The organism is Arthrobacter sp. H41, assembly GCF_000520535.1.
Taxonomy (GTDB): Bacteria; Actinomycetota; Actinomycetes; order Actinomycetales; family Micrococcaceae; genus Arthrobacter_D.
The window spans coordinates 1-10,335 of sequence record NZ_KI914819.1 but is presented as its reverse complement, the minus strand read 5'-3'; the positions used below and the strand labels follow the sequence as shown (position 1 = coordinate 10,335).

9 protein-coding genes are annotated in these 10,335 nt (G+C 66.7%); 3 read left to right on the top strand and 6 right to left on the bottom strand.

Annotated features, from left to right (window positions below; translation table 11 throughout):
- The 6 genes from mmsB to Y705_RS19875 all read right to left on the bottom strand — a co-directional run.
- Positions 1-1,243, bottom strand: a 1,243-nt coding sequence (gene mmsB / locus Y705_RS19880; RefSeq protein WP_081738047.1) for a multiple monosaccharide ABC transporter permease, incomplete at its 3' end; no start/stop codon positions are given.
- 21 nt (positions 1,244-1,264) lie between these two features.
- Positions 1,265-2,803: a multiple monosaccharide ABC transporter ATP-binding protein gene (mmsA, locus tag Y705_RS0112995; RefSeq protein ID WP_026533169.1), complete on the bottom strand. Its 1,539-nt coding sequence runs from the start codon at positions 2,801-2,803 to the stop codon at positions 1,265-1,267.
- A gap of 124 nt (positions 2,804-2,927) precedes the next feature.
- Positions 2,928-4,151, bottom strand: a complete 1,224-nt coding sequence (locus Y705_RS0112985) for an ROK family transcriptional regulator (RefSeq protein ID WP_049822737.1) — start codon at positions 4,149-4,151, stop codon at positions 2,928-2,930.
- A 32-nt stretch (positions 4,152-4,183) separates the two neighbouring features.
- Entirely contained in the window at positions 4,184-4,705 is a 522-nt protein-coding gene (locus tag Y705_RS0112980) for a gamma carbonic anhydrase family protein (protein ID WP_026533167.1), read from the bottom strand.
- 9 nt (positions 4,706-4,714) lie between these two features.
- Positions 4,715-5,575 (bottom strand): formyltetrahydrofolate deformylase, encoded by an 861-nt coding sequence (purU, locus tag Y705_RS0112975; protein ID WP_026533166.1) that lies wholly within the window; start codon positions 5,573-5,575, stop codon positions 4,715-4,717.
- An 8-nt stretch (positions 5,576-5,583) separates the two neighbouring features.
- Positions 5,584-6,681 (bottom strand): NAD(P)-binding domain-containing protein, encoded by a 1,098-nt coding sequence (locus Y705_RS19875; protein WP_049822763.1) that lies wholly within the window; start codon positions 6,679-6,681, stop codon positions 5,584-5,586.
- 251 nt (positions 6,682-6,932) lie between these two features.
- Between Y705_RS19875 and glyA the strand changes: the two genes are divergently transcribed.
- The 3 genes from glyA (at position 6,933) to Y705_RS0112950 (ending at position 10,236) form a co-directional block, all read left to right on the top strand.
- Entirely contained in the window at positions 6,933-8,246 is a 1,314-nt protein-coding gene (gene glyA, locus Y705_RS0112965; RefSeq protein WP_026533165.1) for a serine hydroxymethyltransferase, read from the top strand.
- Between the two features lie 157 nt (positions 8,247-8,403).
- The gene (locus Y705_RS0112955) at positions 8,404-9,285 is read left to right on the top strand and encodes a bifunctional methylenetetrahydrofolate dehydrogenase/methenyltetrahydrofolate cyclohydrolase (protein WP_026533164.1); all 882 of its coding nucleotides are present in this window, start codon (positions 8,404-8,406) and stop codon (positions 9,283-9,285) included.
- A gap of 9 nt (positions 9,286-9,294) precedes the next feature.
- The gene (locus Y705_RS0112950) at positions 9,295-10,236 is read left to right on the top strand and encodes an ABC transporter ATP-binding protein (RefSeq protein ID WP_026533163.1); all 942 of its coding nucleotides are present in this window, start codon (positions 9,295-9,297) and stop codon (positions 10,234-10,236) included.
- Positions 10,237-10,335 lie beyond the last annotated feature (99 nt).

Here is a 10,335-nt window from a genome sequence, read left to right as displayed (position 1 = left end):
CGGAGCCGCTCTGGCCCGGCTGGTCGGGTTTCGAACGGTTGCCGAAGTTGCGCGTCAGCAGTCCGGTGATGGACGGTTTGCCCTGGCTCTTGTTGTAGACGTCGAACGCGACGGCGATCAGCAGCACGAGGCCCTTGATGATCTGGGTCATGTCGGCGCCGATGCCCATCAGCTGCAGGCCGTTGTTCAGGACGGCCATGACGAGCCCGCCGATCACCGAGCCGATCACGGTTCCCACGCCGCCTGTCACCGCCGCACCACCGATGAAGACGGCGGCGATCGCATCGAGCTCCCAGCCGACGCCGTCGAAGGGGCCCGAGGCGGTGGACCGGCCCACGAAGATCATTCCGGCGAGTGCCGCAAGGACGGACATGTTCATCATCACCAGGAAGTTCACGCGCTTGCTCTGCACGCCGGAGAGCTCGGCCGCGTGGCGGTTGCCACCGACGGCGTACACGTGGCGGCCGACGACGGTCTTGTTGGAGATGAAGGCGAAGATGATCACCAGGACCGCGAGGATGAGTCCGGGGATGGGGAAGGAGGTTCCCGGACGGCCGGTGGCGAACAGGGACGTGACGTAAAGGATGGCGGCGGCGAGGAGAGCGAGTTTGGTCACGGAGACCCACAGCGGCGGCACCTCGGAGCCGATCTGTGCGGTGCGCCGGCGGTTGCTGAACTCCTGGTAGACGAAGAAGGCCACAGCGAGCAGGCCCAGGAGCACGGTGAGGTTGTTGTAGCCGGTGACGGGTCCCACCTCGGGAAGGTAGCCGGCGCCGATGAACTGGAAGGACTCGGGTACCGGGATGGTGTTCGATTCACCCACATACTGGTTCGCCCCACGGAACAGGAGCATGCCGGCCAGGGTCACGATGAACGCCGGAATGCCCACGTAGGCCACCCAGAATCCCTGCCACGCCCCGATCAGCGCACCGAGGAGGAGCCCGACCACGATTCCGAGGTACCAGGGAATGCCCCAGTCCCGGATGGTGATGGCGACGACGACGCCGGCGAAGGCCGCCACCGACCCCACCGAGAGGTCGATATGGCCGGCGATGATCACGAGCACCATGCCGATCGCCAGGATCAGGATGTACGCATTGCCGTTGAACAGGTTGATGACGTTGGTCGGCGTGAGGGTGTTGCCGCCGGTCTGCCACTGGAAGAAGAGGATCAGTGCGATCAGGGCGAAAATCATCCCGAACTGCCGGGTGTTGCCGCCGAACATTCGCTTGAGGGAATTCATGGTGCGTCCTAGGGGATTCGGTCAGGCAGATTTTCTGCTGGCGGTCATGAGTTTCATCAGGGATTCCTGGTTGGCTTCCTCGCGGGTCAGCTCACCCGTGATGGAGCCCTCGAAGATGGTGTAGATGCGGTCCGAGAGGCCCAGGAGCTCGGGGAGCTCGGAGGAGATGACGATCACGCCCTTACCCTGGTCCGCGAGCTTCTGGATGATGCCGTAGATCTCGTACTTGGCGCCGACATCGATCCCGCGGGTGGGCTCGTCGAGGATCAGCAGGTCGGGATCGGTGAACATCCACTTCGCCAGCACCACCTTCTGCTGGTTGCCGCCGGAGAGCTTGGACACGCCCTCGTTGACGCTCGGGGTCTTGGTGCGCAGCGACTTCCGGTATTCCTCCGCCACGCGGTACTCCTCGTCGTTGTCCACCACGAAGTTGTGGGTGATCTTCTTGAGGTTCGCGGAAACCGTGGTGGTCTTGATGTCGTCCAGGAGATTGAGGCCCAGCGATTTGCGGTCCTCGGTCACGTAGGCGAGGCCGGCGTCGATTGCCTGCGGGACGGATTTGAAGGTGACTTCCTTGCCATCCTTGAGGATCTGGCCGGCTTTGAAGTTGCCGTAGGAGCGGCCGAACACGGAGCGCGCCAGCTCGGTGCGGCCGGCGCCCATCAGACCGGCGAAACCGACGATCTCCCCGCGCCGCACGTGGAAGTTCGAGTTCTTGCAGACGAGCCGGTCCGCGACGTTGGGGTGGCCCACGGTCCAGTTGCGCACCTCGAAGAACGTTTCGCCGATTGTGGGTGTGTGGTCCGGGAAGCGGGACTCGAGGGAGCGCCCCACCATCCCGCGGATGATGCGGTCCTCGTCCACGCCGTCGTTCTTCACGTGCAGCGTTTCGATGGACTTGCCGTCGCGGATGATGGTGATCGAATCGGCGATCTGCTCGATCTCGTTGAGCTTGTGGGAAATCATGATGCAGGAGATTCCCTTGGAGCGGAGGCCCGCCATGAGGTCCAGCAGGTGCTGTGAATCGGCTTCGTTGAGTGCGGCGGTGGGCTCGTCGAGTATGAGCAGCTTGACCGACTTGCTGAGGGCCTTGGCGATTTCGACGAGCTGCTGCTTGCCGACGCCGATGTCCTTGATCTTCGTGGTGGGGTCCTCGCTGAGGCCGACACGGGCCAGGAGCTCGAGGGCGGAACGGTTTACCTTGTCCCAGTCGATCACGCCGAAGCGCGTGGGCTCGTTGCCGAGGAAGATGTTTTCCGCGATCGACAGCTCCGGGATCAGCGCGAGTTCCTGGTGGATGATGACGATTCCGGCTGCTTCGCTGGACCGGATGTCCCGAAACTGCATCTCCTTGCCCTGGAAGACGATCTGCCCGGAGTAGTCCCCGTAGGGGTAGAGACCCGAGAGCACCTTCATGAGGGTGGATTTTCCGGCGCCGTTCTCGCCGCAGATGGCGTGGATCTCGCCCGCGGTCACCTCGAGGGACACCTCGGAGAGGGCTTTGACTCCTGGAAACTCCTTGGTGATCGATCGCATCTCAAGGATGGTGTGGTGGTCCATGGCAGCCTTCCGCGGTGACAGCATCGTCTTGGTGCAGGCCAACTTCGACCCGAAAGAATTGAACACTACTAATCGTCTTGGCGTCAAGGCTTGAACGCAAGGCGCGCCAAACGAGACGGAAAAGTTACAGGGGAGCGAGGGGTCGGGTGGTCAGGCCGGGTTGCGAGAGCACGACGGCGGCACCTCCGAGCGCCTCCGCGCGGTCGCCGAGGGACGACATGCGCACCGTCGTGCTTTCTCCGATGATCGGAACTGCATGGCGAGTGAGTCCGCGGCGAATCGGTTGGAGCAGGATTTCGCCGAGCTCGGTCAGCGGCCCGCCCACGACCACCAGCTCGGGGTTGATGAGGTTCGCCACGTGCGCGACGGCCCGCCCGATGGCGAGGCCGGCGTCGTCGATCACGCGCAGGGTGGCGGTGTCGCCGGCCAGCGCCCGGGTGACGATGTCCTGCGTGTTCACCGTGTCGGTGGTGCCGCGGCTGAGCAGTTCGATCATGGTGGACGTCGAAGCGACGGTTTCGAGGCAGCCCCGGTTCCCACAGCGGCACACCAGGCCGTGCTCACTGATGGTGGTGTGGCCGAGTTCGCCCGTGATGCCCACATTGCCGTAGAACAGCGCGCCGTTGAGAACGAGCCCGGCGCCGATCCCGGAACCGATCTTCATGAACATGAGGTTGTCCACCGAGCTGTGGGGCCCCCAGGCCACCTGGGCCAGCGCGCCGAGATTGGCGTCATTGTCCACGAACACGGGGACTCGAAGCCGCTCACCAAACGTTTCGCGGATGTTGATGCCCACCCACTCGGGCAGGATGGCACCCTGCACCACGGTTCCGGTCCGTCGGTCGATGGGCCCGGGAATGCCGATGCCGGCACCGAGCAGGGCCGGGCGGTTGATCCGCCCCTGGTCGAGGAGCTTGTCCAGGAGATCCGCGGCGGCCTCGACTCCCTGCGCGGCGCTGTGGCCGAGCGGCAGCGGCCTGGCTTCCTCCTGCAGGACGCGGTAATCGAGGCCGGCGAGCACCACCCGGATGTGGCGCCGGCCGATGTCGACGCCGGCTGCCACCGAGCCGTTGTCGTTGAGGATGACGGACAGGGCGCGGCGCCCCGAACTGGTGGTCGGCATCGTACTGACCATGCCCCCGAGGGCCATGACCTTCACGATGTTGGAAACCGTTGCGGTGGAGAGGCCTGTTTGACGGGCGAGTTCCGCTTGGGTCTGGGGTCCGCTGCTGACCAGTGCCCGGATGATCCGCTGCTGGTTCTGTTCGCGAAGTGCCGGCTGTGAGCCCGGCCTGGACGGCAGGGCGCCAAAGGGGTGCCTCGCCGGCGAGGTGGCATCTACGGGCATGTACTACAGGGTGCCCCAAGACACCGTTGTAGTCAAGAAGTTAACGCATCTCGGTGTTTCGCCGCAGTGATGAGATACCTCGCGGCGTTGTCCTTCACGCCCGCGACCTCGTCATCCGTGAGTTCACGGCGGACCTTCGCCGGTACGCCGGCCACCAGTGAGCGCGGCGGCACGATCGTTCCCTCGAGGACGAGCGCTCCCGCGGCGACCAGCGAGCCTTTCCCGATCACGGCCCCGTTCATCACGGTGGCGCTCATGCCGATCAGGCATTCGTCCTCGATGGTGCAGCCATGCACCACGGCCGTGTGCCCCACACTCACGCCGCGGCCGATCGTCGCAGGAAAACCGGGGTCGGCGTGCACCACCACGTTGTCCTGGAGGTTGCTGCCCTCGCCGACGCGGATGGGGGACGTGTCCGCCCGCACGCTCACTCCATAGAAGGCGCTGGAGCCCGGCTCGAGGACCACATCGCCGATGATGGAGGCCGTGGGAGCCACGAATGCCGAGTCGGAGATGCGCGGTGTCTTGCCGTTGATGGGAATCACGTATGCCATGACGCCAGCCTAGTTGAAAACGATGGTCCTGGTCCCGTCGAGCAGTACGCGGTGCTCTGCGTGCCATTGCACGGCCTGCACCAGGGCCCGGCCCTCGAGTTCCCGCCCGATCTCGGCTAGCTGGGCGGCAGTGCGGCCGTGGTCCACGCGGGTGACCTCCTGTTCGATGATGGGCCCCTCGTCGAGTTCCCCGGTCACGTAATGGGCCGTGGCGCCGATCAGCTTGACACCCCGGGTGTGGGCCTGGGCGTAGGGTCGGGCGCCCTTGAAGGAGGGAAGGAAGGAGTGGTGGATGTTGATGGCACGGCCCCTGAGATCGCTGCACAGTTCGTCGCTGAGGATCTGCATGTAGCGCGCGAGGACCACGAGCTCGATGTCGTGCTTCCCGATGAGCGCCCTCAGGGCCTGCTCGGCGGCGTCCTTGGTCGAGGCGGTGACCGGAATGTGGTGGAACTCGATCCCGTAGAAGGCTGCGAGTCCGGCGAGGTCCGGGTGGTTGGACACGAGAACGGGAATATCGATGGGCAGGGTGCCCGACCTGTGCTGGAACAGGAGGTCGTTGAGGCAGTGCGCAGCCTTCGACACCAGAATCAGGGTGCGGGTTCGGGTGCCCTCGGCGGCAAGCGAGAACTCCATCCCGAATTCCTCCGCCACCGCCGCGAGGTGACCGCGCAGCACTGCTTCGTCGGCCGCCGTCGAAAGGGCCACCCTCATGAAGAACGTGCCGGTGTCCGGGCTCCCGTACTGCTGTGACTCGGTGATGTTGGCGCCGGCTGCCACGAGGGCCCCTGATACGCCGTGGACGATTCCCGGCCGGTCGGGGCAGAAGAGGCTGAGCGAATACGAGCGGGTTTCAGCGGGAGATGTCACTGGGAATGTCACCTGACAAGATTACCCGCGCCCACCGGCGGCCGGGATCCGGCAAGCACGCCCACCGCAGCGAGCGCCGCGGCCCGGCCTGCGCGCGTGGCACCGAGGGTGGACGCCGAAGCGCCGTACCCCACCAGGAACAGGCGCGGCTCCCGCAGGACCCTCACTCCGTTCATGCGGACGCCGCCGCCGGGCTCGCGCAGCCGCAGCGGGGCGAGGTGGTCCAGCGCCGCACGGAATCCGGTGGCCCACAGCACGACGTCGACCTCCTCGGTGCTGCCGTCCCCGAACACCACGCCCCCGCGGGTGAAGCGCTGCAGCGGGCCGCGTGAGGCCAGGATGCCGGCGTCGATCCCTGCCGAGTACTGGGGAGTCAGCGGAAGGCCGGTCGCCGAGACGACGCTCGACGGCGGAAGGCCGGCCCTGGTGCGAGCGTCCACTTCCGCCTCGACGGTGCGGCCCCACTCGGGGTCGAACGCACGCCGCGTGAAGCGGGGCGGTGTTCTGGTGGACCACAGGGTGTCCGCTCCGGCCGCCGCCAACTGGAGCAGGAACTGGACCGCCGAGGTGCCGCCGCCCACCACGAGGACACGACGCCCCGAAAAGTCTCCGGCCGAACGGAAGTCCCTCGTATGGAGTTGTTGCCCGGCGAACGTCTCCCGCCCGGGGTAGGACGGCCAGTAGGGGCGCGTCCAGGTGCCGGTTGCACTGATAACGGCCTCCGCCTGCCAGGAACGGCCGTCCCGGACGGTGACCTCCAGCCCGCCGTCCACCCGGCGGACACTCGAGGCCTGCGCGGGCCGGAGGACCGGAACATCGAAGTGTTCCTCGAATCGGGCGTAATAGCGGCTCACCACGCTGGAGGCGGGCTCCTGCGGGTCCGGTGTGCCGAGCGGCATGCCCGGGAGGTCGTGCAGGGCATGGGCGGCATCGAAGGTGAGTGAAGGCCAACGGTGGCGCCAGGCGCCTCCCGGGCCCTCGTTGGAGTCGAGCACCACGAAGTCCTCCTGCGGCACGAGGTTCTTCCGCAGCAGGTAATAGGCGCTGCTGAGGCCTGCCTGGCCTGCGCCGATCACGACGACCCGGGTCTTCTGCTGATCCTCCACCGCGGTACTGCGTCCCTTCCCCGACTTGTGCCTCCCGGCAACATCCACTCCCGGGTGAACCCGCGGAGGCCGAGCGGTATTCCGTCGGGCACGGGCCCGCCCGTCATGCAGCGCCCGCCGGTGGCGGCGGTGGTTGCCCTGCGGCTAGCATGAAAGGCGCCGGAACCGGCTCGGGGTGGCAACCCCACCGAACCTCTTCGGTACTGCGGAGGGCTGACCGACCCCCGCGACTCCCATAGAAGGATTCATACGTGACCACTTCGCCCTTTTCGACTCCCGCGCTTCCCCAAGGTGCCGATTCCGTGACCAACGCGCCCCTGGCCGAGGTGGATCCCGAGATCGCGGCAGTGCTCCGGGATGAGCTGGCCCGCCAGCGCGACACCCTGGAGATGATCGCCTCGGAGAACTTCGCTCCCCGCGCAGTCCTCGAGGCCCAGGGGTCGGTGCTCACCAACAAATACGCGGAGGGCTACCCGGGGCGCCGCTACTACGGCGGCTGCGAGCATGTCGATGTCGCAGAGAACCTCGCGATCGAGCGCGTGAAGTCCCTCTTCGGTGCCGAGTTCGCCAACGTCCAGCCCCATTCCGGTGCCCAGGCCAACGCCGCGGCCCTCTCCGCGATGATCCAGCCCGGCGACAAGATCATGGGTCTCTCGCTGGCGCACGGCGGCCACCTGACGCACGGCATGAAACTGAATTTCTCCGGCAAGCTCTATGAGGTTGCTGCCTACGGTGTCGAGGAGGACACCCACCGGCTCGACATGGAGCGCGTGCGCGGCCAGGCGCTTGCGGAGAGGCCCCAGGTTCTCATCGCCGGCTGGTCCGCCTATCCGCGCCAGCTGGACTTTGCTGCGTTCCGGTCCATCGCCGACGAGGTGGGCGCATTCCTGTGGACCGACATGGCCCACTTCGCGGGCCTGGTCGCCGCCGGCGTGCATCCCAACCCGGTGCCGTACTCCGACGTCGTCACCTCCACCGTGCACAAGACCCTCGCAGGTCCGCGGTCGGGCGTCATTCTGGCGAAGAAGGAGTGGGCCAAGAAGATCAACTCCAATGTGTTCCCCGGCCAGCAGGGCGGCCCGCTCATGCACGTGATCGCGGGCAAGGCGACAGCGTTCAAGATCGCCGGTTCGCCTGAATTCAAGGAGCGCCAGGACCGCGTCCTCGAGGGCGCCAGGATCATCGCCGACCGCCTCACCGCGTCCGACGTCGCCGAGCACGGGGTCTCGGTGCTCACGGGTGGCACCGACGTGCACCTCGTGCTGGTCGACCTGCGGAACTCGGTCCTCGACGGCCAGCAGGCGGAGGATCTCCTCCACTCGGTCGGAATCACCGTCAACCGCAACGCCGTCCCGTTCGATCCACGCCCGCCGATGGTCACCTCGGGGCTGCGCATCGGAACGCCGGCCCTGGCGACCCGCGGTTTCGGAGCGGCTGAGTTCACAGAGGTGGGGGACATCATCGCCGGCGCCCTGGCACCGGCGGCCGACGTCGAAGCACTCCGCGCGAGGGTGACCGCCCTCACGGCGGACTTCCCGCTGTACCCGGGCCAGGAGGAATGGTAGACGACATTCCGGCAGGTGCGCCGGCCTCACGGGCGGCGGCATCGGCTGCGTATGACATCCCGTCCTCGGAGTGCTGCTTCACTGGCTGCTGCGAGCGGGGGAAGGCCTTCCTGCTCGAAGAACTGGAAGCCGAACAACTGGAAAACGGAGACCAATCATGAGCACCACCGCACGCATTCTTGACGGCAAGGCCACTGCGGCCCGGATCCGGGAGGAGCTCACGGAAAGGGTCGGCGCACTCAGGGCCCGCGGCATCACGCCGGGCCTCGGGACGGTCCTGGTGGGGGATGATCCCGGAAGCCACTCGTACGTGGCGGGCAAACATCGTGACTGCGCCCAGGTGGGAATCACCTCGGTGCGGCGCGATCTGCCCGCCACCATCTCGCAGGAAGAGCTCGAAGCGGTGATCGATGAGCTGAACGCCGATCCCGCCACCACAGGCTACATCGTGCAGCTCCCCCTTCCCGCTCACCTCGACACCAACGCTATCCTGGCGCGCATCGACCCCGAGAAGGACGCCGACGGGCTGCACCCCACCAACCTCGGCAAGCTCGTCCTCAACGTCAATGCGCCGATGGATTCGCCGTTGCCCTGCACCCCGCACGGAATCGTCGAACTGCTGCTGCGCCACGACGTCGCACTCAAGGGCTTGAACGTCCTCGTGGTGGGCAGGGGAGTGACGGTCGGGCGCCCGCTCGGCCTGCTGCTCACGAGGAAGGCCATCAACGCCACAGTGACGCTCGCGCACACCGGGACAGTGGATCTCGCGGACCACCTGGGACGGGCCGACGTCGTGGTGGCGGCCGCGGGCATCCCGCACATGATCAAGGCGGCGCAGCTGAAACCGGGCGCGATCGTGCTCGACGTCGGCGTCAGCCGGGTCGAGGATCCGGCCACGGGCAAGGCCGCGCTGACGGGCGACGTCGAACCTGCTGCCGGGGAGGTGGCCGCCTGGCTGTCCCCGAATCCCGGTGGCGTGGGGCCCATGACGAGGGCGATGCTCCTGGCCAACGTGGTGGAGGCAGCTGAGCGCCAGTAGGCTGGGCGGGTGCCCAACAACCTCCTCGATCAACCGGTCATCTCGGCCCGGGACCTCAGCAAGCACTACGGCGAATTCCGGGCGGTGGACGGGATCTCGTTCGAGGTTCCCGCCGGGGAGTCTTTCGGGCTCCTCGGCCCCAATGGTGCAGGGAAGTCGACCACGATGCGCATGATCGGCGGCGTCTCCCAGCGGACCTCGGGGGACCTGGCGATTCTGGGGCTGGACCCCGAGCAGCACGGACCCGAGGTGCGTGCGCATCTCGGCGTCGTGCCGCAGCAGGACAACCTCGACGAGGAACTGCGGGTCCGTGACAACCTGATCGTCTACGGCCGGTATTTCGGCCTCCCGTTGAGCTACCTCAAACCCAAGGCCGACGAACTCCTCGAATTCGCCCAGCTGACGGACAAGGCCTCCGCCAAGGTGGACTCGCTCTCCGGCGGCATGAAGCGCCGGCTCACGATCGCCCGCTCGCTGATCAATGAGCCGAGAATACTGCTGCTCGACGAACCCACCACCGGGCTCGATCCGCAGGCACGGCACATCCTGTGGGACCGGCTGTTCCGGCTGAAGGAATCCGGGGTCACGCTCATCCTGACCACCCACTACATGGACGAGGCGGAACAGCTCTGTGACCGCCTCGTGGTGGTGGACAAGGGCCGCATCATGGCCGAGGGCTCCCCGGCGAGGCTCATCAAGGAGCACTCGACGCGCGAGGTGCTCGAGCTGCGCTTCGGCTCGGAGCGCAACACCACAGTGGCTGCGGAACTCGGAGGCATCGGGGAGCGGCTCGAGGCGCTGCCGGACCGCATTCTGATCTACGCGCACGACGGCGAAGCCGCACTCGAGGAGGTCAGTTCCCGCGGACTGCGCCCCGTGACCTCGCTGGTGAGGCGCTCCTCCCTCGAGGACGTGTTCCTCCGGCTGACGGGCAGGAGCCTCGTTGAGTAGGGGTCCGCAGGGTAGGGGTCCTCTGGGTAGGAATCGGCTGGTGAGGAATCGGCAGGGTGACGACCGGCTGCGGAAGGGATCAGCCGGTTCGACGACGGC

Bases quoted from the DNA above. Each gene is read 5' to 3' on its own strand.
- Y705_RS0112955 (WP_026533164.1), top strand. From the start codon at position 8,404: ATGAGCACCACCGCACGCATTCTTGACGGCAAGGCCACTGCGGCCCGG.
- mmsA (WP_026533169.1), bottom strand. From the start codon at position 2,803: ATGGACCACCACACCATCCTTGAGATGCGATCGATCACCAAGGAGTTT.
- Y705_RS0112980 (WP_026533167.1), bottom strand. From the start codon at position 4,705: ATGGCATACGTGATTCCCATCAACGGCAAGACACCGCGCATCTCCGAC.
- Y705_RS0112985 (WP_049822737.1), bottom strand. From the start codon at position 4,151: ATGCCCGTAGATGCCACCTCGCCGGCGAGGCACCCCTTTGGCGCCCTG.